Annotated in this window: 17 protein-coding genes; 3 read left to right on the top strand and 14 right to left on the bottom strand. The window is 64.2% G+C overall.

The window, feature by feature from the left end; translation table 11 throughout:
• Positions 1-3 precede the first annotated feature (3 nt).
• Positions 4-2,367: a transketolase gene (locus tag QRQ56_RS18555; RefSeq protein ID WP_438742033.1), complete on the bottom strand. Its 2,364-nt coding sequence runs from the start codon at positions 2,365-2,367 to the stop codon at positions 4-6.
• A gap of 132 nt (positions 2,368-2,499) precedes the next feature.
• Here QRQ56_RS18555 and QRQ56_RS18550 point away from each other — a divergent pair, with 132 nt between their 5' ends.
• Entirely contained in the window at positions 2,500-2,961 is a 462-nt protein-coding gene (locus tag QRQ56_RS18550; protein WP_438742032.1) for an Lrp/AsnC family transcriptional regulator, read from the top strand.
• A gap of 78 nt (positions 2,962-3,039) precedes the next feature.
• Here QRQ56_RS18550 and QRQ56_RS18545 read toward each other — a convergent pair whose 3' ends face one another.
• The 13 genes from QRQ56_RS18545 to QRQ56_RS18485 form a co-directional block, all read right to left on the bottom strand.
• Entirely contained in the window at positions 3,040-4,617 is a 1,578-nt protein-coding gene (locus QRQ56_RS18545) for a metallophosphoesterase (RefSeq protein ID WP_438742031.1), read from the bottom strand.
• A gap of 15 nt (positions 4,618-4,632) precedes the next feature.
• The gene (locus QRQ56_RS18540) at positions 4,633-6,477 is read right to left on the bottom strand and encodes a hypothetical protein (protein WP_438742030.1); all 1,845 of its coding nucleotides are present in this window, start codon (positions 6,475-6,477) and stop codon (positions 4,633-4,635) included.
• 1,106 nt (positions 6,478-7,583) lie between these two features.
• A complete protein-coding gene (locus QRQ56_RS18535; RefSeq protein ID WP_438742029.1) occupies positions 7,584-8,663 on the bottom strand; it encodes a zinc-binding dehydrogenase in 1,080 nt (359 codons plus the stop codon).
• A 61-nt stretch (positions 8,664-8,724) separates the two neighbouring features.
• Positions 8,725-9,666 (bottom strand): DMT family transporter, encoded by a 942-nt coding sequence (locus tag QRQ56_RS18530; protein WP_438742359.1) that lies wholly within the window; start codon positions 9,664-9,666, stop codon positions 8,725-8,727.
• Between the two features lie 187 nt (positions 9,667-9,853).
• The gene (locus QRQ56_RS18525) at positions 9,854-10,693 is read right to left on the bottom strand and encodes an aldo/keto reductase (RefSeq protein ID WP_438742028.1); all 840 of its coding nucleotides are present in this window, start codon (positions 10,691-10,693) and stop codon (positions 9,854-9,856) included.
• A 7-nt stretch (positions 10,694-10,700) separates the two neighbouring features.
• A complete protein-coding gene (locus tag QRQ56_RS18520) occupies positions 10,701-11,597 on the bottom strand; it encodes an SMP-30/gluconolactonase/LRE family protein (RefSeq protein ID WP_438742357.1) in 897 nt (298 codons plus the stop codon).
• Positions 11,598-11,826: 229 nt separating this feature from the next.
• Positions 11,827-14,529: a nitrate reductase gene (locus QRQ56_RS18515; RefSeq protein WP_438742027.1), complete on the bottom strand. Its 2,703-nt coding sequence runs from the start codon at positions 14,527-14,529 to the stop codon at positions 11,827-11,829.
• 1 nt (position 14,530) lies between these two features.
• Positions 14,531-15,748 (bottom strand): NAD(P)/FAD-dependent oxidoreductase, encoded by a 1,218-nt coding sequence (locus tag QRQ56_RS18510; protein ID WP_438742026.1) that lies wholly within the window; start codon positions 15,746-15,748, stop codon positions 14,531-14,533.
• 10 nt (positions 15,749-15,758) lie between these two features.
• Positions 15,759-16,187 carry a globin family protein gene (locus tag QRQ56_RS18505; RefSeq protein WP_142252769.1) on the bottom strand — a complete coding sequence of 143 codons (429 nt, stop codon included), beginning with the start codon at positions 16,185-16,187 and terminating at the stop codon, positions 15,759-15,761.
• 122 nt (positions 16,188-16,309) lie between these two features.
• Positions 16,310-17,701 (bottom strand): MFS transporter, encoded by a 1,392-nt coding sequence (locus tag QRQ56_RS18500; protein ID WP_438742024.1) that lies wholly within the window; start codon positions 17,699-17,701, stop codon positions 16,310-16,312.
• Positions 17,702-18,040: 339 nt separating this feature from the next.
• Complete coding sequence (locus tag QRQ56_RS18495; protein WP_438742022.1) at positions 18,041-18,835, bottom strand: ABC transporter ATP-binding protein; 795 nt, start codon at positions 18,833-18,835, stop codon at positions 18,041-18,043.
• A 14-nt stretch (positions 18,836-18,849) separates the two neighbouring features.
• On the bottom strand, positions 18,850-19,746 hold the full coding sequence (ntrB, locus tag QRQ56_RS18490) for a nitrate ABC transporter permease (RefSeq protein ID WP_438742021.1): 897 nt from the start codon (positions 19,744-19,746) through the stop codon (positions 18,850-18,852).
• 66 nt (positions 19,747-19,812) lie between these two features.
• Positions 19,813-21,132, bottom strand: a complete 1,320-nt coding sequence (locus QRQ56_RS18485) for a CmpA/NrtA family ABC transporter substrate-binding protein (RefSeq protein WP_438742019.1) — start codon at positions 21,130-21,132, stop codon at positions 19,813-19,815.
• Positions 21,133-21,802: 670 nt separating this feature from the next.
• Between QRQ56_RS18485 and QRQ56_RS18480 the strand changes: the two genes are divergently transcribed.
• Together QRQ56_RS18480 and QRQ56_RS18475 are read left to right on the top strand one after the other, a co-directional pair.
• Positions 21,803-22,642 carry a formate/nitrite transporter family protein gene (locus QRQ56_RS18480; RefSeq protein ID WP_438742018.1) on the top strand — a complete coding sequence of 280 codons (840 nt, stop codon included), beginning with the start codon at positions 21,803-21,805 and terminating at the stop codon, positions 22,640-22,642.
• Positions 22,643-22,701: 59 nt separating this feature from the next.
• Positions 22,702-24,438: a protein kinase domain-containing protein gene (locus QRQ56_RS18475; RefSeq protein WP_438742016.1), complete on the top strand. Its 1,737-nt coding sequence runs from the start codon at positions 22,702-22,704 to the stop codon at positions 24,436-24,438.
• Positions 24,439-24,499: the final 61 nt, after the last annotated feature.

Here is a 24,499-nt window from a genome sequence, read left to right as displayed (position 1 = left end):
CGACTACACCGCCATCTTCCGATGCAGCACTGGCGCACCGGTGGTGAGGCTTTCCGCCGCATCGATGATCGCATTCGCGTCGATGCCGTAGTGGCGATAAAGGTCGGCGATGCTGCCGGTCTGGCCGAACTGCTCGACGCCGAGCGCCTCGACGCGGTGGCCGCGGACGCTGCCGAGCCAGCCGAGCGCCGACGGATGGCCATCGATCACGGTCACGATGCCGCAGTCGCGCGGCAGCGGCGCAAGCAGCTTTTCGATGTGGCTGAGATGCTGCACGCCGCGCCGATCCCGCCGCAACTTTCGCGCGGCGGTCCACCCCGCATGGAGGCGATCCGCCGAGGTGATCGCGAGCAGGCCGATGTCGCGCCGGCTTTCGCCGATGAAGCCGGTGGCCTCGATCGCTTCGGGCGCGACCGCGCCGGTATAGGCGATCACGACTTCGGCATTCGGGCCCGGCTTGCGCAGCCAATAGGCGCCGTCGGTGATGCCCTGCGCAAGCTCAGGTGTCATGATCCGCTGCGCCTGGTCGATGCTGCGCGTCGAGAGGCGCAGGTAAACCGAGCCGCCCTCGCCCGGATCGCGCTGCATATGCTCGAAGCCCCAACCCATGATCACGGCGAGCTCGTCGACGAAGGCCGGCTCGAACGAGGCGAGCCCGTCCTGCGCCATGCCGATCAGCGGCGTCGCGATCGACTGGTGCGCGCCGCCTTCGGGCGCGAGCGTGATGCCCGATGGCGTCGCCGCAACCATGAAACGCGCATCCTGGTAGCAGGCATAGTTCAGCGCATCGAGGCCGCGCTCAATGAAGGGATCGTAGAGCGTGCCGACCGGCAGCAACCGCTCACCGTTGATCTGGTGTGACAGGCCGAGCGCGGAGAGCATGATGAACAGGTTCATCTCGGCGATGCCGAGCTCGAGGTGCTGACCCTTGGGCGAGAAGTCCCAGTTGAAGGTGGACGGAATTTTCTCGCTGCGGAATAAGTCAGCCTTCTCGGCACGCGCGAACAGGCCTCGGCGGTTCACCCACGGCCCGAGATTGGTCGAGACGGTGACGTCGGGCGAGGTCGTGACGATGCGTTGTGCCAGCTCGCTGTCGCCGCGCGCAATCTCGTTCAGCACAAGGCCAAAACCCTGTTGCGTGGACATCTGCGCCGACGGCTTGAAGGCGAGCTGGGCCGGCACCTCGACCACAGGCGCGGTCAACCGGCGGCCGTCCTGGTTGAACGGCACGCGGGCGAGGAAGGCGTCGAGTTCGGCAGCCGATTGCGTGAGGCCCTCGTACTTGTCCCACTCGTGGCCGGGACGGATGTTCTGGCTCTCGCGATATTTCTCCATCTGCGCGACCGTCATCAGGCCGGCATGGTTGTCCTTGTGGCCCTGGAACGGCAGGCCGACGCCCTTGATGGTGTAGGCGATGAAGCAGACCGGGCGATCGTGATCGATGGACTCGAAGGCGTCCAGCATGCTGGCCATGTCGTGGCCGCCAAGGTTCGACATCAGCGCCAGCAGCTCCTCGTCGCTGCGCTTGTCGATCAGCTTTGTGATCGGCCCCTGATCGCCGATCTCGTCGTGTAGATATTTGCGGAACGCGGCACCGCCCTGAAAACAGAGCGCGGCGTAGAGCGCGTTCGGGCAATTGTCGATCCAGCGCTTCAGCGCCTCGCCGCCAGGCTCGGCAAAGGCTTCCCGCATCAGGCGGCCGTATTTGACGATGACGACGTCCCAGCCGAAATTGCGGAACATGGTCTCGAACTTTTCCCAGAGCCCTTCGCGCACGACGGCATCGAGCGACTGGCGGTTATAGTCCACCACCCACCAGGTGTTGCGCAGGCCGTGCTTCCAGCCCTCGGCGAGCGCCTCCCATATATTGCCTTCGTCCATCTCGGCGTCACCGACGAGCGCGATCATCCGCCCTTCGCGGCGATCCTTCGCCCAGCCGTGCGCCTTGACGTAGTCTTGCACAAGCGACGAGAACAGCGTCTGCGCGACGCCGAGGCCGACCGAGCCGGTGGAGAAATCGACGTCGTCGACATCCTTGGTACGCGACGGATAGGATTGCGCGCCCTTGAAGCCGCGAAAGTTTTCCAGCTTCTCGCGGCTCTGTCGGCCGAACAGATATTGGATGGCGTGAAACACCGGGCTCGCATGCGGCTTCACGGCAACGCGGTCCTCGGGCCTCAACACGCTGAAGTACAGCGCCGACATGATGGTGGCGAGCGAGGCGGACGAGGCCTGATGGCCCCCGACCTTGAGTCCATCCGCATTGGGGCGGATGTGGTTGGCGTGATGGATGGTCCATGACGACAGCCAGAGCGCTTTGCGGCTGAGGGCGGTCAAGGTGTCGAGGCGCGCGGGGTCAACGGGCATGACGATGCTCCGGAATCTGATCCACCGATCATACGCCCGTGGGCATGGCCAAATATCTCAATTTCTTGCAACATACCTGACCGAATTGGGATAATTTACCAATCGGTCCACGAAAATCCAGGTTTCATCCCAATGCCCGAGCTCGACGCCATCGACCGCAAGATCCTCAGTCATCTCCAGGCCGACAGCCGCATGACCATGCAGGAGCTCGCCGACAAAGTCGGGTTGTCGGTCTCGCCCTGCCATCGCCGGGTCAAGCTCCTGGAGGAGCGCGGCGTGATCTCGCGCTACGTCGCGACCGTGGACCAGAAAGCGCTGGGGCTGCATGTCAGCGTCTTCATCTCGATCAAGCTGGCACGGCAGAAGGAGGAGGATCTCAACCGCTTCGCGCGCGCGATCTCGAAATGGGACGAGGTGCTGGAGTGCTATCTGATGACCGGCAACCGCGATTATCTCTTGCGCGTCGTCGCAGCCGACCTCGCCTCCTACGAGACATTCCTGAAGACCAAGTTGACCCGGCTCGACGGCATCGCCTCGATCGAATCCAGTTTTGCGCTGAGCCAGGTCAAATATTCGATCGCGCTGCCGGTGTGACGGCATCTCGAACACCGACGCAACCAACCGTTCAGGACCGGCGGCACTGCGGCAATCAAGCCCTGCCGCGGCGGCCGCTCAACGGCACTTGGGATCGTCAGGCGTCGTGAAACCGCCCGTGCCGCCTTCCGGCATGTGCCAGGCCACAGTCTTGGGAACGGGAAGCTGCCCCGACGCAGGAGCCGCCACGACAACGGCCGTATAGCAGGGCGGCAGTTCTTCAAGGCTCATCGAACGCAACGCTTCTTCCGGCGCGCGGCCGCCGAGACGCCTGAGGAACCCTGCGTCATCGATCAATCGCTGGAATGCGCCGGTGTTGGCGATCGTCATCGTGACAGGCGAGCCTTCTACGTCGACACGCCAGGGCTCCTCGAACTGGTGAGTATGGCCATAAATGAAGACGCGCATCGACCTGTGGTCAGCCTGACGGGCGGCGAGATGCTTCGCCATCACCTTGCTCTTTGACGAGAGGAAATGCTCGGCGAGGCTTCCAAGCTGCATGTCCCAGCAGATCTGGTCCTTCTCGTTCGCAGCGATCATGTCGCAGAGCTGCTGAACTTCCGCGTCGGGAAGCTGCTCCTTGTCGTTCGCCAGCCTTGTCAGCTCGGATTTGATGGCCTTGGCATCGTCGTCGTCCCGCGACAATTGCTGCCTGAGCGGATCCTCCTTCGGCAGCGCATAGAGAAACAGCATTGCGCCCTTCGCGCGCGCGATCCCGATATCCCAATTGACCTTGCCAGCAGGAGGCTTTCCGAGCATGACGGATTTCTGTCTCAACGACGTCTCGAGCAGGTTGAAGCTCAACAACCGCGCGACATCGGAAGCCGAGCCCCAGAGCCCTCGGTCCGCGGCGCGATAACGGGCCCCCGCGGTCTCCGGACTGAGATTGTCGATGATCGAATAGGTCTTCTCCTGGTCGTTGAACAGCCGCTGAACGAACAGCTCGCCCCATGGTCGAACGATATAGTCTTTCCCTTCGACGTGACGCGATATCGTTGGCCATGTTGCGTATTTGTTGACGTCCTGGCCGATCTGGTTGCCGTGCTCTGCGAGGATGCGGCCGTCAGCGGAAACCCACACGCCTTCGGTGACGAGATTGATGCGGCCGCTGCCGGCATTCAACGCGGTTCCGAGCGCATTCCAGACGGCGGCATAGCGCAGTGTCGAATCGTGATTTCCGACGATGATGTGCAGCCGATTGTCGCCGCGCTCGGCAAAATTCCGCAAGATGCCGAGATCGCCCGCATGTTCTGCCGCCACCTTTCCGACCAGCGCGGCCATCTCGTCGATCGTGCAGCCGAGATCCGCGCCCGCGCCGCCGCATTTGATCTCGGCCGGCGGCTGCCAGAGCTCGAGAAAGTCGCCGACGATGACGAGATCGACGCGTTGCTGGCCATCCTCCGTGATCTGGTTCAGGAAACCTTCCAACGCCTTCGGCCAGCGGAAGTCTTCCGTCGGGTCCCAAGCGCCGCCTGCCTGCTTGCCGACACCAAAATGCAGATCGCTGATGAACACGCTGTGTCGGGGCGAGGCGGCCGGTGCCTGATAGGGCACTGTCGCGACGGCGGGCGCGTTTGCATCGTCGGCCCCAACCGCGGCAAACGGCGCAGCCAGGATCATCGCAACCACGAACGCTGCCGTCTGACGAAGTTTCATGCCGCACCTTGCTGGTTAGGGCTGGACACAGAGCTTGATCGCGGGGTTGCCAAGCAGGACATATTCGAGGCCGAGCTCGCTGTAGTCGGCGTCGGCCTTGTCCTTGAACTTCTGCGCCGTTCGCGCGACCGTCTTGTCGAACAGATCGAGGATGGTGGGCGCCGGCTTTTCCGACGCGACCTCGGCCATGATCTCCGCAAACGTGCTGGCGAAGACGACACCGTATCCTGCGTCGATCGTGAACGGTGAGGCGATCAGCGTGTCGAATCCCTGCTCGTTCAGCCGCTGCAGCAACTCGGCGTTCCGGCCCTTGGCGGACGCGGCGGAACAGGCGGCGAAAATGCCGACGCTCCCGGACGGAAACTTCTTTTCGATATCTTGCGGAATGATGTGATCCGTCGACTCCGCAAACCACATCGCCCCCTCATCCTGGTGAGCGAGCACGACGAAGCCGACCGCGGAAGCAGATGCCAGGGACAGCAGCGGCGCCACCGTGCCCGTCGTCGCGCCAAGATATTGCCTGAGCTTGTCGATCTCGGAAATTCGCGTTCCCGGGACCTTGGCGGGGAAGAAGCCTGGAGGCATCACCGCGCCTGGGACGTTTTCCAGCCCGTCCGGAACTGCAAACATCCAGTCGCCGATGCATTTGTCGCGGGATGGATATCGCTCGATCGCCATCGGCTGCACCACGATGATCGGCTTATCGAGCACAGGATCCGGTCCCTTGGCGCCGAGGATTCCGAGCGGAACGTAGATGCTGCGGTTCTGGCCGCTGGTCACGTCCGAGGCGACGCGCACCACCACCACCGGAGATCCCGTGCTTTCGCGGACGATGGCCCTGAAAGCCGCCCAGGCGTTCTTGGCATCGTCCTCCGTCGAATTTCCGGATTTCGTGGAGAACAGGATCTTTGCAAGCTCCTTGGCCGCGGGGAGATAGCTGCCCGGCTTCTTGTCAGCGGAGTCCTTGCGCGCTTTCAGAATCATGTTCTGGAAGCGATCGGTCCTCAGGAAGTCGACGACGCTGGACGCCGTCTGCCAACCGTAGACCAGCGTCTTCCCGGGGCGCCCATCGACGAACACCGCCATGCTGTAGGCTTCGAAATCGAAGATATGAAGCGCGGCGGCCGCGGTCGCGTCGGCGCCTGAGCCTTCCACCCCGAGCGACACTTCGCGCAAGGAGTTGAGGCCTCCCGAAAGCGCGTCGGCCTGCGCCGGATCGGCGCTGTCGCAGACAGGAGCGGACGTATTGGTGTCGCCGATGGACACGCGCTGCACGAGATGATCGAGCGGCTGGAGGCCCCTGAAGATCGCGAAGGCGATCGTGGCACAGCCCTCGGATTCCGCGGTCAAGCCAATCTGGATGCTGCCGGCGCTAGCCTGCTGCGACAGTTCGGTGATCGACATCGAACCGTCGGCATATTTCTTCGCCGCATCCGCGTTCGGATGTCGGATCTTGTCCAGGTCGATCTTCAACGTATAGGAGTGCCGGTCGTCCCCCAGCCTGAGGCCGGAGCCCTCGGGAACGAGCGGCTTGATGGTCAGGACAACGTCACGCGTCTTGGACTCAGCGATCATCGCAGCAAACCCCGGGTCCACTTGCGCGCCGGAAGACTGCGAGGCCCGTCGCAGCAATGCGTAATTGAACGCCGCCACATCGAGCGTGTACGTGTAGGTGTTGTTGGCAATCAGGATGTTTGCCGCCGGCCCGCCTCCGTCGACGAACCACCCATTCCAATAGGCAGAGGTGTTGACCGGTTCGGGCGTTGGCGACCCCGCGTTGGGAACCGGCGTCGGGCTTGGCGTTGGCGAGGGCGTGACCTGCCCGTCGCCGGCGACTTCACCCGCGGGTCTCGGCCCCATCGGCGCCATTCGCCCCGAAGGCCGCACGTCGGCAGTTACCCTGCCGTCGAAATCAATGGGGGGCGCTGCCCGGCCCACGAAGTTTCCAAAGTTGCCGTCAATCCGAGGACGCCCCGTGCCGGGCGCGATAGGCCTCGGCGCAGGTGGCGCCGCGGAGCCGACCGGTGGTGCTGCGGAGGCAACAGGCGGGGGTGCAGGGCTCGGCGCCGCGGAGGCGACCGGCGGCGGGGGGGCCACCGGCGCCGACATTGGCGGTGGTGGTTCGCGGATGGGCGCGGCCCGCGGACCCAATCGCGGTGACGGCTCGGCCCCACCATCGATTGTGGCGACTCTGCCGTGTTTGGGAGCCGGCATCTTCTCGCGAGCCGCCGTCTGGACGTCGGCGCCCGGCGTCGGCGGAGCCGGGTTAGGCTCGGGGACAACTTGTGGCACCGCCTGCGGCAGCGGTTGCGTCACATCGTCTGTTCTGGCGACCTTGCTATCGATGCGAGCGGGAGCCTGCTTGACGATCGGCGCTGTGTCGACCGATGGCGGCGCAGTCGTGGTCGGAGCCTTCGGCAGGTCCGGCGGCAATTGCGGCGACGCCGGCGGATCCTGGCCCCTGGCGTCGATGCTCGGCGGAGCCGGAAACGTCACATGCGCCTCCTGCACCGTGGTCAGAGCCGCCGATTGCAGCAGCAGGAACAGCCCCGCAACGGCCGCCAACCCCGCCGCGCTACCCGCAACGAGCCATCGCGGCGCGAACCAATGAGAGCGGACAGCGACGAACGCCAGAAATCCGATATTGGCTGCGAGGAATACCGCGAACCAGAGCTCAGGCCGATCTACGCCGGCGGCCTGCAGCCCGTACGCCTCGAACCCCGCAACCGCCACGCAGACGAGAGTGCCGAACGCCCCCAGAAACACTGTTCTGAAAGGGGACACCAGCGTGCGCGCTTCTGCGGCTTGAATATCTGCCACGGCGAACCCGCAAAAAATGAATTGCAAGAAATAATCGCCGAGACTGTCACAAGAACTCCAGCGCGTCTACCCTTACGTGCAAGCATTCCAGGGAACCCGCTGGCCGCTTGCGCGCAAATGCAGCGGTGGTCGCCCCCGTCCCGGCCTCACCGCCATGGCTGCACGATGATCTTGGTGTGCGCCTCGGGATTGGCGAGATCTGCGAAGGCTTTTGCGACGCCGTCGATGCCGACCTCAGCCGTCACCATGGCCGCGGCATCCACCTGCCCGTCCGCGATGAGGCGGAGTGACGCGGCGAACTCCTCCGGCGTGTAGCCGAGCACGTATTGGACGTTGAGCTCCTTCATGATGCCGAGCATGGGCTCGTTTCGGTCGCTCTCCATGCAGACGCCGACCACGACGATCCTGGCATCGCGAGGCGCGCCCTCGAACACCTGCTGCAGCAGGCCGGGCACGCCGACGCATTCGAAGATCACCGCAGGCTTCAGCGCCGGCAGTATCGCCTGGAACGGCGGCCGCGCGGCCTTCTCGGCATCAGACATCTGCGCATGCTCGGCCCAGGTCGCGTAGGGCTGCGACACCCTGGGATCAACGACGATATCGGCGCCGAGCCTGGCCGCGAGCGCGCGTCGTGTCGGCGAATAGTCGGCGGCGACGATGGGATGCAGGCCCTTCAGCTTCAGCGCAGCGATCACCGCAAGCCCGACCGGGCCGCAGCCGATCACGAGCGGCACCTCGCCGCCGCGGATGTTCGCTTTCGCCACGGCGTGGACGCCGACAGCGAGCGGCTCGGTCAGCGCCGCGTGTGCCGGAGCAAGGCCGTTCGGCACCTCGAGCAGCAGGGGTTCGCTGAGCAGCATCTGCTCCGCATAGCCGCCGACGAAATCGTTGGAATAGCCGATCCCCTTGATTCCCTCGGGCGTCACCAGCGCCGGCAATGAGCAGACATGCGTCCCCGGCTTGAGCCGGCGTTCGGTGCCCGGGCCGTAGTCGAGGATCTCGCAGCAGAATTCGTGACCGAACACGACGTCACGCGACAGGTCCATCGGCGTCCGGCCGGTCTTCTTTGCCATGTCCACCATGCGATCGGCGTGCTGGCGCGCATGCAGGTCGGAGCCGCAGATGCCGCAGGCGAGCGTCTTGACCAGCACCTGGCCGGGGCCGGGCTTGGGCTCGGCCATCCGGTCAACGACAATCTTACCGTTCCTGAAGATCGCAGCGCGCATCCGGCTCCTCCCTTTATCGTTGGAGCCGTTGATAGCACGAAGCGCGACGCGGCGACTTGCGTCAGGGGTTCGGGGAACGCTCTTCGAGCACCAGCAACTGGGCCCGCCGCACACGCTCGCGATGAGCGATGTAGAGGCCGCTGGCGACGATGAAGGCGGCGCCGACGACGGTCCAGACATCGGGCACTTCACCGAAGATGAAGTAGCCCAAAATGCTGACCCAGAGCAGCTGCGTGTAGGAGAACGGCGCCAGCACCGAGGCGTCGCCGTAGCGATAGGCCAGCACGATGATCCACTGGCCGACGGTCGAGGCGACGCCGATCACGATGCCGAGCCCGATCGCGGTCCAGCTCGGCGTGACCCAGACGAACGGCACCATCAGAGAAAGGATGGCAACACCCGTCAACGCGGAATAGGCCATGGTGGTGAGCACGGCCTCGCGACCGCTCATCATGCGCGTCAGGATCAGCGCGGCAGCCCAGCAGAACGCCGAGATGATCGGGAAGAACGCGGCGGCGTGGAACGCACTCGTGCCCGGCCGCAGGATGATCAGCACGCCCGTCAGGCCGATCGCGGTGGCGATCCAGCGCCGCATGCCGACCTTCTCGCTCAGGAAAATGATCGACAGCGCGGTGACGAACAGCGGCGAGACGAAGCCGGTGGCGGATGCTTCCGCAATCGGCAGGAAGCTCAAGCCGGTGATGAAGAACAGCGAGGAGCCGAGCAGCGCGGCACCGCGCATCAGCTGCAGGCCGAGCCGCTCGGTTCGCATCGCATGGAGCGGCGAACCCGGCAGCATCACCGGCGTGAACATCAGCGCGAAGGTGACGAAGCGAATCCAGGTGATCTCGATCGACGGCAGGCTGGTCGAGAGATATTTCGCAGTGGTGTCGGAGGTGCCGAGAAACACCGTCGACAACAGCACCAGCGCAATGCCCTTGAAGGGATGATCGACGCGCGCGGGAGCGCGGCGAGCCTTCTGCTTCTTCTCCGGCATGGGCATGGAAATGTTGTCGAGCCTTGCGGCTGCGGCGGGCGGCGGTGTCACTGTGGGAACCCGGCAAAATGCGAATCGAGAACAGTCTTTAAAAACGACAAATGCGCCGCTTTCACAACTTCCGAAAACAGGATGCCGATATGCGCGAGCCGCCGCGCGCGTCAATACTCCATTAATAATGGGCGTTTGTGCACTACAACATGGGCAGGCTGCGCGGCTTCGGACCGCGCGGAAACGCCGCATCGAGCGCCGAAATCTCCTCTTTCGTCAGCACGAGATCACCGGCCGCCGCATTCTCGCCGGCATGTTCGGCCGACGACGCTTTCGGGATCGCGAACACCGTAGTCGCACGGGTGAGGAAGCTCAGCGCGACCTGACGCGGCGTCGCACGACGCGCTTCGGCAATGCGGACAAGCACGGCCCCACCCTTGCTGCGCGCATCCGGGAAATCGTCGTGGCCAAATGGCGAATAAGCGACGACGGCGACGCCATGCTTCTCGCACCACGGTATGACAGCGTGCTCAATCGCACGCTCCTTGAGATGATAGAGCACCTGGTTGCAGGCGATGCGGCCTTCGCCGGACACCTCGAAGATCTCGTCGAGATCGTCGGCGTCGAAATTGGAGACGCCCCATGATTTGATCTTGCCAGCCTTCACCAGCTCCTCGAATGCGGCAACCGTGTCCTCGAGCGGATAGGAACCGCGCCAATGCAGGAGATAGCAATCGAGACGATCGGTCTTCAGCCGCTTCAGCGAGCGCTCGCATGCGGCGATCGTCCCGCGGCGCGAGGCGTTGCTCGGCAGCACCTTGGAGACCAGGAATACTTCATCACGCCGGCCCGCAATGGCGTCGGCGATGACGAGCTCGGCGTCGCCATACATCTCGGCGGTGTCGATATGCGTCATGCCAAGATCAAGCCCGCGCTGAAGCGCAGCGATCGCGCGCTTGCGGTCGCCATGGTCGAGATACCAGGTGCCCTGCCCGATCACGGAGGTCTCAGTACCGGTTCTGCCGAAAGGGTTTGTGTTCATGTAAAGCTCACAGTCCGCTGATGTCCGCCACCAGCACGCTGCCGGTCGCGGACTCCGTGATATAGAGACGATCCTTGTTGGCGCCACCGATCGCGACATTGGTGCAGTTCGGCCCCGCGCACGACTTGATCCGCGCGATCAATTCGCCGTTCGGCGCGAACACGAAGACGTGGCCGAGCGAGGCGTGGCCGACGAAAAGCCGCCCCTTCGCATCCATCGTCATTCCGTCGGGGCCGCTGGTGCCGAACAATGAGCAGAAGCGACCGACCTTGGACACGCTGCCGTCTTTCATGAAAGGCAGCCGCCATACCGCGTTGTCGCGGGTCATCGCGACGAACAGCACGGTCTCGGTTGGGTCGAGCACAAGGCCATTCGGGCTGATGCCGGTGTCAATCAGGCAATCGAGCCGGCCATTCGATGCCAGCCGATAGACCCGGCCAGTCGGATCATGCAGGCCGGTCTGGCCCTGATCGGTGAAATAGATGTCGCCGTTGGACGCAAGATGCAGATCATTGCAGCCGCGAAACGATTCCGAATTGCGCGCGGTCAGCACCGGCGTGATACGGCCGGCCTTCGCATCGAGCTGCATGATGACGTGCATGTAGTCGGCGACCAGGATGCGGCCGTCGGATGCGATCTTCAGGCCGTTCGGCCATCCCTCATATTCGACAACCTGCGACCACTCACCCTCAGGCGAAATGCGGAAGACGCGGCCGAACGGAATATCGACGATGTAGAGATTGCCGTCCCTGTCGAAGGACGGCCCCTCGATGAAGCTGTCGGTCGGCACATTCGGCCGGTTGGCATCAGCCCAATCCGTCCGCACGCCCTTGCGGCGGAACTTGTCGGGCATGGCGGAGAAGAGCTTGGCTTCGATCAGGCGCGGCGGCGTTTCCAGGTACATCATTGTTGTTGTGATTGTTGAGGGGAGCGCGGCAGCATAGGGCACAATCGAGGGCGCGTCGATTGGGCGGAGGGCGTGGCGCCCCACCCTCACTGTCATTCCCCGCGAAGGCGGGGAATCCAGTACGCGGCGACTTCACCGCTTACTTACAGGTGTCTCAGCGTACTGGATCGCCCGGTCAAGCCGGGCGATGACGGCGGAGTCTACGCGGCGACCGAAAACGTCGCCCCTACCCCACCGCGCCCGCGAGCTTGGCCTCTTTCACCGGCATGTCCGTCGTCGCGATCAGCCGCTTCAGCTCCGGAATGCAGGAGCCGCAATTGGTGCCGGCCTTGAGCTTGGCGCCGATCTCGGCGGCGGTGCGCGCGCCGGCGGCGATGGTGTCGCAGATGGTGCCGCGGCCGACGCCGAAGCAGGCGCAGACGATCGGGCCTGTTGCTGCGGCCCCCTCGCTGGATTTACCCGACAGCAGCATGCGTCGCTCGTCATCGGAGACATGGTCGGCGACGAACAGGCTTTTCACCACCTCCCAATCGCCGGCGTCATGCGCGGGACCGACGAACAGACACGTCTCGATGCGATCGCCTGCGAACGAGGCGGCGCGATAGACACCGCCGCCGAAGTCGCGATAGTCGGCAACGTCCTCCCCGGCGACGGTCTCGAGCCAGGCCGGCCAGCGCGAAAGGTCCGCATTGTCGGCGAAGAGATAGCCGAAGCCGCCGGCCACGGTCACGCGGGTCCACAACAGGTTCGACGGCAGCTCGAGCGGCTTGCGCGACAGCGCAAAGCCGCGGAAGACGAATTCGTAAGGTGCGATCGCGGCCGGTGTCGCCTTGGACTCCGGCTGTCCGGAAAACGGATCGGTGAAGGATTGCACCAGCGCGCCGACGCGGCCGTGCGAGGCATTCATCGCGCTCCAGTGGATCGGCACGAACAGCGTGCCGCGCTGCTGGCCCTCGCTGACGACGGCCTTCAGGATGCATTGGCCGTAATCGGTGGTGATGCGGGCATAGCCGTCATGGGCGATGCCGTACTTGCCGGCGTCGTCGGGATGGATCTCGACGAAGGGCTCCGGCAGATGCGCGCCGAGGCGCTGGCTGAGACCGGTGCGCGTCATGGTGTGCCACTGGTCGCGGATGCGGCCGGTGTTGAGCCGCAGGGGGCGCGACGGCCCGATCTCGCCGCGCAATGCCGGCATCTCCGGCGCGACGAAGCGGCCCTTGCGGTCGTTGGTGAAGAAGCCGCCCTGCGCGAAAAAGCGATCGACCGGCACGCCGCCTTCGCGCACCGGCCACTGCACCGGTTTCAAGGCATCGAAGCCCTCGTCGGAGAGCGAGGTCAGCGCACCGATGTCGAAATCGCGGTTGCCGTCGTTCTCGAAGGCCGAGAGCGCGGCATGCTCGCGGAATATCTCGGCGGCCGATTTGTAGTTGAAGCTGTCGCCGAAGCCGAGGCGCTTGGCGGTCTCGCTGAGGATCCACCAATCGGGGCGTGCCTCGCCCGGTGCCGGCAGGAAAGAACGCTGGCGCGAGATACGACGCTCGGAGTTGGTCACGGTGCCGGACTTCTCGCCCCAGGCGAGCGCGGGCAGCAGCACGTGCGGGCCGGCTTCGACCGTGTCGTTGGAGAGCACGTTCTCGGAGACCACGAACAGCTCGAGCTTCTTCAGGGCCTCGCGGACCATGTCCGCGTCGGGCAACGACACCGCGGGGTTGGTGCCCATCACCCACAGCGCCTTGACCTCGCCGCGGTTGATCGCCTCGAACAGCTGCACCGCCTTCAATCCCTCATGGGTGGCGATGTGCGGCGCCTTCCAGAACCGCCTGACACGGTCGATGTCGGGCGGCGTGAAGCCCATATGGGCGGCCAGCATGTTGGCGAGGCCGCCGACCTCGCGGCCGCCCATCGCATTGGGTTGACCGGTCAGCGAGAACGGCGAAGCGCCTGGCTTGCCGATGCGCCCCGTGGCGAGATGGCAGTTCAGGATGGCATTGACCTTGTCGGTGCCCTGCGCCGACTGGTTGACGCCCTGCGAATACAGCGTGACGACCTTCTCGGTGTCACGGAACATCTGGAAGAAAGTGGCAACATCCTGCTCGGACAGGCCCGTGGCCAGCGCCGTCGCCGGGACGCTGCCGGCAATATTGCGCGCACGCGCCAGCGCGTCATCGAAACCGCTCGTGTTTTGCGCAATGTAATCCCGGTCCAGCGCGCCGTTGTCGGCGAGATGCACGAACAGGCCGGAAAACAACGCGGTGTCGGTGCCGGGCTTCAGACCGAGGAACAGATCGACATCGCTCGCGGTGTCGGTGCGGCGCGGATCGATCACGATCATGCGCGCGCCACGCTCCGCGCGATTCCTGAGCATGCGCTGGAACAGCACGGGATGGCACCAGGCCGCATTCGAACCGACGAAGACGAGCAGATCAGCCTGGTCGAGATCCTCGTAGCACCCAGGCACGGTGTCAGCGCCGAAGGCGCGGCGATGACCGGCGACCGAGGACGACATGCAGAGCCGGGAGTTGGTGTCGACGTTCGCCGTGCCGACGAAGCCCTTCATCAGCTTGTTGGCGACGTAATAGTCCTCGGTCAGCAATTGGCCGGAGAGATAGAACGCGACCGCGTCGGCGCCGTCGCGCGCCACGATGTGCTGCATGCGATGGGCGACATGATCCAGCGCATCGCTCCAGGCGACGCGCTCCAGCACGCCCTTGCAGCGGATCATCGGATATAGCAGGCGGCCTTCGAGGCCAACGGTCTCGCCGAGCGCAGAGCCCTTCGAGCACAGCCGACCGAAATTGGCGGGGTGATCGGGGTCGCCCGCAATCGCGGCTCCGCCAGCGCCGTCGGGCGTCGCCAGCACGCCGCAGCCGACGCCGCAATAAGGACAGGTCGTCTTGGTCGCGCGGAGCGTCGGATCGATCGCCGTCATGTCAAGCTGCTTTCGGAGGAAGCGCGAGCGCGCGGCCGAACATCATGTCGGTGCGGATCGCCGCCACCTTGTCGCGGTTACGGATCAGCTCGAGATACCAGAGCGCATCGAGGGTATCGCCGATCAGCACCGCGCCGGTGAGCCGGCCGTCCGCGATCACGAGCTTCTTGTAGGTACCGCGCCTGCGGTCGGTCAGCACCAGGCTCTCGCTGCCCTTCCCGCCCATGAAATCGCCGGCGGAGAACACGCTGACACCCGATACTTTCAGATTGGTCGAGACCACGCTGCCCTGATAGGCGGCGGGCCTGCCGGCCAGATGCCGCGCCAGCACGCGCGCCTGCTCATAGGCCGGCTCGACCAGGCCATAGCAGGTGCCGCGATGCTCTGCACATTCGCCGAGCGCGAACATGTCGGGGGAGGAGGTTTGCATCACGTCGTTGACGACGACGCCGCGGTTGACCGCAACCCCTGCCTCTTTCGCCAGCGCAACATTCGGCCTGATGCCGGCGGCGAAGATCACCGCATCGGCCCCGATGCGGCTGCCGTCGGCGAGTTCGACGGCCTCCACGTGGCCATCGCCATGGATGCGGGCGGTCGAGGCGTTGAGCAGGATACGGATGCCCTTGCGTTCGACCAGCGTCTTGAGGAGATCGGCGGCCGGCCCATCGAGCTGGCGCTCCATCAGCCGATCCATCAGATGCAACAGCGTCACTGGCGCGCCGGCCTTGGCCAGACCATAGGCTGCTTCCAGTCCGAGCAGGCCGCCGCCGACCACGACGACGCGCTTCTTCGCCGCCGCAAGCGTCAGCAAGAGGTCGACGTCGCGGGTGTCGCGGAAGGTGTGAACGCCGGCGAGATCGGCGCCCGGCACGTTGAGCCGCAGCGGCGTCGAACCCGTCGCGAGCACGAGCTTGGAATATTCCATGCTCTCTTCGCCGGCGATCTTCAGCTCGCGGCGGCCGGTGTCGATCTCCGTGACGCGATAGCCGTAGCGCACGGTGACGCCCCGATGGCGCCACCAGTCCGCCGGCCGCAGCTCGATCTCATGCGAGCCGGTCTCGCCGGCCAGCACGGATGAGAGCAGCACGCGATTGTAAGCAAGCCGCGGCTCCTCGCCGATGACAGCGACCGCGTAGCGGCCGAGCGCGGTCTTGGCGAGCTCGTCGACGAGACGAGCGGCCGCCATGCCGTTACCGACGATGACCAGCGGTTCACTCACAAGGCATCTCCTATTCAGCCGCCTGCGGCCGTGCGCCGTAGGCTTCGGACATCATGTAGCCGGACAGCACGCCGTAGGCGTCGGTCCAGGCCTTTGCCAGTTCGGGCGTCCATGCTTCGCCGAGGCCCTTCTCCAGGGTCCACAGCAGGGTCGCACCGACCACGGGATAGTGCTCGGCCATTGCGCCGTAAGCGACGTGACGCTTGGCGAGCGCGGAGGCCGCGGGAAGAATCGTATCGAGGTTCGACAGGCCGCCGACGACCGCGGCGAGCATGCCCATCAGCTTCTTGCGCTGCTCGGTCATGTCTTCGGGAAACATCGCGCGCACGGACGGCGCCACCTCGAACAGACGATCGTAGAACAGCACCGCGGCCTGCTCCGATATCGGTGCGACCTTGGCGAAGCTCTGCTGGATGAGGGTAATCTGTTCGGGCGTCATGATGTTCTCCTGTCTGTTTCGGTTTGCCTTGGTGCGCTCCGTTGCGAACAAGGTTCATGGGTCAAACGTCATCAGAGAGACTTCTCCCCGCGTACGGGGAGAAGCGACATTCGTGCCAAGTATCAGACCCTTGCTTCAGCAAGGCTTGAGGCGCCTTCGCCCTGCGGACTGCGACGCAGATAGAACCACCAGGTCAGAGCGAGGCAGGAGGCGTAGAAGCCGAGATAGATCACGAGCGCGAGCTGCGGGCCGCCGGTCAAGGCGATCGACTTGCCGAAGCCGGTCGGGATCAGATAACCGCCGACGGCTCCGATCGCGCCGATGAAGCCAACCGCCGCACCGCTCTCGATGCTTGCCGTCTTGAGCGCCACCGCGCGTGCCGCATCGCCCTTGCCGCGCACCTTGAACAGGTTCTCCTCGCGGAAGATCGAGGGGATCATGCGATAGGTGGAGCCGTTGCCGATGCCCGTGGTCACGAACAGGACCAGGAACATCGACAGGAAGCCCATGAAATCCTTCTGTCCGACGAAGTAGAGCACGCCGACCGTTGCGCCCGCCATCGCGATGAAATTCCAGAAGGTCAGGACTGAGCCGCCGATCTTGTCGGCGAGCCAGCCGCCGAGCGGACGCGACAGCGAACCGACCAGCGGCCCCAGGAACGCGATCGCAATCGTGACTTGCGGAAATTGCGTCTTGATCAGCAGCGGAAACGCCGCGGAGTAGCCGATGAAGGAGCCGAACGTGCCGATATAAAGGTACGCCATGATCCAGGTGTGCTTGCGCTTGACGATCGCAAGCTGGTTCTTCACCGACGACTTCGCGGTGGTGAGGTTGTTCATGAAGAACACCGCGCCGAACACCGCGATCGCGATCGGCAGCACCCACATCAAGCCGGCATTCTGCAGGAAGATGCCGTCGACCGGCGTTGCCTGGAACAGATTGAAGACGGCGAGCGTCATCAGGATCGGGGTCAACAGTTGCACGCTGGAGACGCCGATATTGCCGCCGGCGGCATTCAGCCCCAACGCCCAGCCCTTCATCCGGTCGGGGAAGAAGAAGGAGATGTTGGTCATGCTGGAGGCGAAATTGCCGCCGCCGAGGCCGGCGGTCGAGGCGACCAGCAGCATCAGCCAGAACGGGGTGTCAGGCTGGCTCACGAAATAAGCGAGCGACAAGGTCGGGATGAACAGGATCGCCGCGCTGAAGATGGTCCAGTTGCGGCCGCCGAAGGTGGTGACCGCGAAGGTGTAGGGAAAGCGGATCAGCGCGCCGATCAGGCCAGGCACGGCGATCAGCTGGAACAGCTGGTCGGTCGTGTAGTGGAAGCCAGCCTGCGGCAGCTTGGTGGTGACGATGCTCCAGATCAGCCAGACCGAGAAGCCGATATGCTCGGCCACGATCGACCAGATCAGGTTGCGTCGCGCGACAGTCTTGCCAGTCGCATTCCAGAACGCCTCATCTTCGGGGCGCCAGTCTGAAATCCAAGTCTCATTTGGAGTCGGATTCTTCGTCATTGAGTATCCCTTCCAGGCTCACCGCTGCGTCGTTGCAGGCTCGGCCTCCAGGCATGGAGGCGTGCTCCGAGGCTTCACCCCGGTGGCGAGATCACGATGCTGATTGATGATGTTGAGGGACGTCGTCGTTGGCGTCGCGCAAAGACATTTCAATTTCCGTGCCAACTGCGCGCACGCGGGAAATTCAGGGATTTCAGGGCGTTATTCGCATTGCCCGAAATTTCTGCAGGGCTGCTTCGCACGCTTAATTTGCGATTCGCTCAATCCTTGTGCGGCGCACAAGGATTGAGCGGGATGTCGATTATTTAAGCGCAGTCATTCTTCGCGTTAACTTCTGGTTTACGCGGCCTCGACGAAGCGATGACGCTCGTAGAGGAATTCGAGCACGCGCTGCCGGCACTTCAGGTAAGTGGCGTTGGTGGCAAGCTCGAGCCGCTTGCGCGGGCGCGCGAGCGGCACGTCTAGCACCTCGCCGATGCGCGCGCTCGGCCCGTTCGTCATCATCACGATACGGTCCGACAGAAGCACGGCCTCGTCGACGTCATGGGTAATCATCAGAATGGTATTGCCGAGCTTCTGATGCAGCGCCATCACGGAGTCCTGCAAATGCGCGCGCGTCAATGCGTCGAGCGCGCCGAACGGCTCGTCCAGCAGTAGAACCTTCGGCTCCATCGCCAGCGCCCGGGCGATGCCGACACGCTGCTTCATGCCGCCGGAGATTTCGGAGGGACGCTTGTCGCGAGCGTGAGCCATCTGCACGAGGTTGAGATTGTGCATCACCCAGGCATCGCGCTCGGCGCGGGACTTGGTCCTGGCAAAGACCTTGTCGACGCCCAGCCTGACGTTCTCGTAGACGGTCAGCCACGGCAGCAGGCTGTGGTTCTGGAACACCACGGCGCGGTCTGGCCCCGGCGAGTTGACCTCCCGGTTCTCCAGCAGCACGCCGCCGGTGGTGGCGTTGGTCAGCCCTGCGATGATGTTGAGCAGGGTCGACTTGCCGCAGCCGGAATGGCCGATGATCGAGACGTATTCGCCCTTGTCGATCGTGAGATTGATCTCTTTCAACACCTCCGTGGTGGCGGCGCCGCGGGTGAAGACCTTGTCGATGTGGTCGAGCTTCAGATAGGCGGTCATGTGGCCCTCTCCTCTCAGTTCTGCGCGGTGCCGCGGGTGACGACCTGGCCGAGCCCCGCGATCAGGCGGTCCAGCACGAAGCCGACAATGCCGACATAGAACAGCGCCAGGATGATCTCGCTGATATGCGAGGAGTTCCAGGCGTCCCAAATGAAGAAGCCGATGCCGACACCGCCGATCAGCATTTCGGCCGCGACGATCGCGAGCCACGACAGGCCGATGCCGATGCGAAGGCCGGTGAAGATGTAGGGCGCGGCCGCCGGGATCATGATCTTGGAGAAGAACTCGAGCGGATTGAGCTGCACCACCGCGGCGACGTTGCGATAGTCCTGCGGGATGTTGCGGATGCCGACCGCGGTGTTGATGATGATCGGCCAGATCGAGGTGATGAAGATGACGAAGATCGCCGAGGGCTGGCCGTCGCGGAAGGCCGCGAGCGACAGCGGCAGCCAGGCGAGCGGCGGGATCGTGCGCAACACCTGGAACAGCGGATCGAGCCCGCGCATCGCCCAGACCGACTGCCCAACCAGCACGCCAAGCGCGATGCCGGCGATGGCGGACAGCGAATAGCCCAAGGCGACGCGCTGGAGACTGGCGGACAGATGCCAGAACAGGCCCTTGTCGATCCCGCCATGATCGAAGAACGGATCGAGGATCAGCTCCTTGGTGTCCTTGAACACCTTCGACGGCGGCGGCAGCGCCGAGCCGGCGCGGCGGCAGACCAGCTCCCACACCAGGGTCAAGAGCGCGATCACGACCAGCGGCGGGATTACGCGCACCGCGGTCTCCCTTGCCATGCGCGCGTAGGCCTCGCGCCGTGGCGGGCGCTTCGGTGTCATCGCAACGACCGGCGCGGCAACGGCCGCGGGCGCCGCGGTCTCAAGCTCAATCTTCGTGGCAGGCATGTTCATCGAAAATCCCTTTTCCGGCTTGGCCAAGACGATGCGGCCGCCCGGAGGGACGGCCGCAGGGCTCCATCAGACTTCGACGCGCTTGATCGCGAGCGACTTCAGATAGGCTGCCGGATTTTCGGGATCGAACACCTTGCCGTCGAAGAAGGTCTCCTTGCCGCGCGAGGTCGATGTCGGAATCTCGGCTGCGGCAACGCCAAGCGTCTTGGCCGCATCGCGCCACATGTCCTCGCGATTGACCTTGGCGATCAGCGCCTTGGTGTCGAAGCCGGGCTCGTACTTGCCCCAGCGGATGTCCTCGGTCAGGAACCAGAGATCGTGGCTCTGGAACGGATAGGAGGCATGATCGCGCCAGTACTTCATGATGTGCGGCGAGTTCTCGACCACCTTGCCGGGGATGCCGTAATCGAACTTGCCGGCGCTGCGATCGAGCACGTCCTCGACCGGGCAGTTCATCCACTGCCGCTTGCCCATGATGGCGGCAAGCTCCGCCTTGTTCTCGGCCTTGTCCGACCATTGCTGGGCTTCCATCACCGCCATCAGCAGCGCCTTGGCGGCCTTCGGATATTTGTCGACGAAGGCGGCGCGCATGCCGAAGGACTTTTCCGGATGCTTGTTCCAGAGCTCGCCGGTCGTGACGGCGGTATAGCCGATCTTCTGATTGATTAGCTGCAGGTTCCAGGGCTCGCCGACGCAGAAGCAGTCCATGGTGCCGACCTTCATGTTGGCCACCATCTGCGGCGGCGGCACCACGATGGTCTCGATGTCCTTGTCGGGATCGATGCCGCCGGCGGCGAGCCAGTAGCGGAGCCAGAGGTCGTGGGTGCCGCCGGGGAAGGTCATGGCGGCCTTCACGGCCTTGCCGGAGGCCTTCTTCTTCTCCAGCGCCGCCTTGAAGGGAGAGGCGTCGACGCCGAGCTTGAGGTCGGCATATTCATTGGCGACGGAGATGCACTGGCTGTCGAGATTGAGCCGCGCCAGAATGTACATCGGCGTCGGCTGATTGTTCTGCGTCACCTTGCCGGCCGAGATCAGATACGGCATCGGGGTGAGGATATGCGCGCCGTCGATGCCGTTGCCTTCGGAGCCGAGCACGAGATTGTCGCGCGTCGTGCCCCAGGATGCCTGCTTCTGCACGTCGACATCAGGCATGCCGTATTTGGCGAACAGGCCCTTGTCCTTGGCAACGAAAAGCGGGCCGGCGTCGGAGAGCGCGATGAAGCCGAGCTTGGCGCCCTTGACCTCGGGGCCTGCATCCTGAGCGAAGGCGCCGGCGGGGAAATTCAGTTTGGCGGCGGCGAGAAGTGCGGCGGTGGAGCCTGCAGCCTTCAACAATTGGCGGCGGCTGAGCCCATTGTCCGAGGGCCGGCGGGTGCGCTTGGTCATGTCAGTCCTTTGCGTCGTTGCAGAATTGATGGCGTCTGTGCACACGAGCAGCCCGTCCGTCCGGCGGCGCCGTCTTTGGCGCATGCGAACGCACGACGGGGGAAACCCCCGCCTGGTGGCGTCGGCAAGTCGGATGAGAAGTCTCGCGGGACGGCTTCAATGGCGTCGGCCTGGAACTATTCAAGCTTCATGCCAAGCGTTTCATCACGAAAAGTAACATGAAATGAATGGGTTACGGCATCTAAGCCAAGCTGGCGCGGTCTTGCTCCGCACGCGAAATTTGCGCCCTGCCCAATCCTTGTGCGGCGCACAAGACTTGTGCAACAGCTCAGGGAAAAAGCTCGAGGGCACCCCGACCGCTACCCCGACCGCGATCTATCATATTGATATCACTTCGCCTTTTCGGATCGCTCGAACGGCACGCGACTTGCATTTCCTTCCCAGTCAACGAAGACTGCGGCTCGCCGCATTGTTGCAGCCTCTGGCGGCTGCATCCGGAAGCTCACCTGCTTCGCGGCCCTCCCCGGCTCAGTCCTCGTGACGCGATTCCCAAGGCTTCCAGACTTTCCATAGCTCTCGTGCGGCAGGCCAGCCCGCACGGCCAACGATGTTCAGCCGCGCTCTCCCAAAAGGGTGTGTCGATCTCACTTACGAAGCAAAGGAACCATTGATGTCGTATCTCGCGCCTTCGGAATTCGTCACCAAGATGGTGGATGCGGGCGAGTCCAAGATCTTCATGTCCACCCGGGATACCATCATCCGCGCCTACATGGCCGGCGCCATTCTCACGCTTGCCGCCTGGTTCGCCGTCACGATCAACGTCAACACCGGCCAGCCGCTGATCGGCGCGCTGCTGTTTCCGGTCGGCTTCGTCATGCTGTACCTCCTGGGCTTCGACCTCCTGACCGGCGTGTTCGTGCTGTCGCCGCTTGCCCTGATCGACAAGCGCCCGGGCGTCACGCTCGGCGGCGTGCTGCGCAACTGGGGCCTCGTCTTCATCGGCAACTTCGCCGGCGCCTTCACCGTGGCCTTCATGATGGCTTTCGTCACGACCTTCGGCTTCACGCAGCCGCCGGACAAGGTCGGCACCGCCATCGGAATCATCGGCGAAAGCCGCACCCTCGGTTACGCCGCACATGGTGCGGCCGGCATGGCGACGCTTTTCATGCGCGGCATGCTCTGCAACTGGATGGTCTCGACCGGTGTCGTCGGCGCCATGATCTCGACTTCGGTCTCCGGCAAGGTCATCGCGATGTGGATGCCGATCCTGGTATTCTTCTACATGGTGTTCGAGCATTCCGTCGTGAACATGTTCCTGTTTCCGTCCGGCCTGCTGCTGGGCGCCAAGTTCTCCATCCTGGATTATTTGATCTGGAACGAGATTCCGACCGTGCTCGGCAACCTCGTCGGTGGCCTCGCCTTCACCGGCATGACCCTCTACACCACGCATGTCATGACCCTGCCGAAGCGCCAGGCCGACAAGGCTGCGAAGCCCCGCGTCGCTGCCTGATCGAAACGTCTCGACAGGGGAGCCTCGCCCGAGCAGGGTGAGGCTCCCCTCTCCCGGTGATGATGATGACCCCCGGACTTCTGATTTCGGTCGGCCAGCACTCCGACAAGGGTCGCAAGCCCGTCAACCAGGATTTCCACGGCGTCCTCATTCCCGAGGAGCCGCTGCTCGGCCTGAAGGGCATCGCCGCGGTCCTCGCCGACGGCATCTCGAGCAGCAGCGTGAGCCAGATCGCCAGCGAGTCGGCGGTCAAGAGCTTCCTGATGGACTACTATTGCACGTCGGAATCCTGGACGGTGAAGACGTCCGCCCGCCGCGTGCTCGATGCCACCAACTCCTGGCTGCACGCGCAGACGCGCAAAAGCCAATACGCCTATGACCGCGACAAGGGCTATGTCTGCACCCTCAGCGCCATGGTCATCAAGGCGACCACCGCGCACGTCTTCCATGTCGGTGACTGCCGCATCTACCGCGTCGCCGGCAAGGCGCTCGAGCAGCTGACCGACGACCACCGCATCATCGTGTCGTCCGAGCAGACCTATCTCGGCCGCGCGCTCGGCATCAATCCGCAGCTCGAGATCGACTACCAGGCGTTCGAGGTCGAGGCCGGCGACACCTTCCTGCTGGCCACCGACGGCGCCTATGAATTCGTCGACGCACGTTTCATCACGAGCGCGCTGAACGAGCATGCAGCCGAGCTCGACGGCGCGGCCAAGGCGATCGTCGAGGAGGCCTACCGTCGCGGTAGCGACGACAACATCACGGTCCAGATCATCCGCATTGATGCCGTGCCGCAGCGCGAGCCGGCCGGCATCTTCAATCAGACTTCAGAGTTGCCGCTCCCCGCGCTGCCGGAGCCGCGGGCGCTGCTCGATGGCTACCGGATCGTCCGCGAGATTCACGGCAGCAGCCGCAGTCATATCTACCTTGCGGTCGACACCGAGACCGAGCAGCCGGTCGCACTCAAGCTGCCATCGATCGATCTGCGCGACAACGCAGCCTATCTCAAGCGCTTCCTGATGGAAGAGTGGATCGCGCGCCGGATCGACAGCCCGCATGTGCTCAAGCCGCTGTCGCAGTCGCGGCGGCGCGGCTATCTCTACGTCGCCACTGAATTCGTGGAGGGGCAAACCCTGAAGCAGTGGATGACCGACAATCCGCGCCCCGATCTCGAAACCGTGCGCGGCCTCATCGAGCAGATCGCCGCGGGCCTGCGCGCCTTCCACCGCATGGAGATGCTGCACCAGGACCTCAGGCCCGACAACATCCTGATCGACAAGACCGGCACTGCAAAGATCATCGACTTCGGATCGGTCAGGGTCGCCGGCGTCGCGGAGGCCGCGCCGCTTGAGGAAGCCGACGAAATTCTGGGCACGGTCCAGTATACGGCGCCGGAATATTTCCTCGGACAGGGCGGCTCACCGCGCTCCGACATGTTTTCGCTGGCCGTGATCTGCTACCAGATGCTGACGGGGAAGCTGCCCTACGGCACTCAAGTCGCCAGGATCCGTCGCAACGCGGATGTGCGAAGGCTGAAATATCGCTCCGCAGACGACGACCGCAACGTGCCGGCCTGGGTCGACGGCGCGCTCAGGCGCGCGCTGCATCCCGATCCCTACAAGCGACATGAGGATATCTCCGAGTTCATCTTCGAGCTTCGCACCCCCAATCCGGCCTATCTCGACACGCGGATCACGCCGCTGCTGGAGCGCAGCCCGCTGATGTTCTGGAAGCTGACCTCGGCCGCGCTCGCCTGCGCAGTCGTCGTGCTGCTGGCGCTGCTGCACGCGCGATAACTGAAGCGGCACCGCTCACCATCGGTCAATGGCGAGCGATGCAGCCACGCGTCCTCACGCG

This window comes from Bradyrhizobium sp. U531, assembly GCF_051710265.1.
GTDB lineage: Bacteria > Pseudomonadota > Alphaproteobacteria > Rhizobiales > Xanthobacteraceae > Bradyrhizobium.
This window is presented reverse-complemented; position numbering and strand designations above follow the sequence as displayed.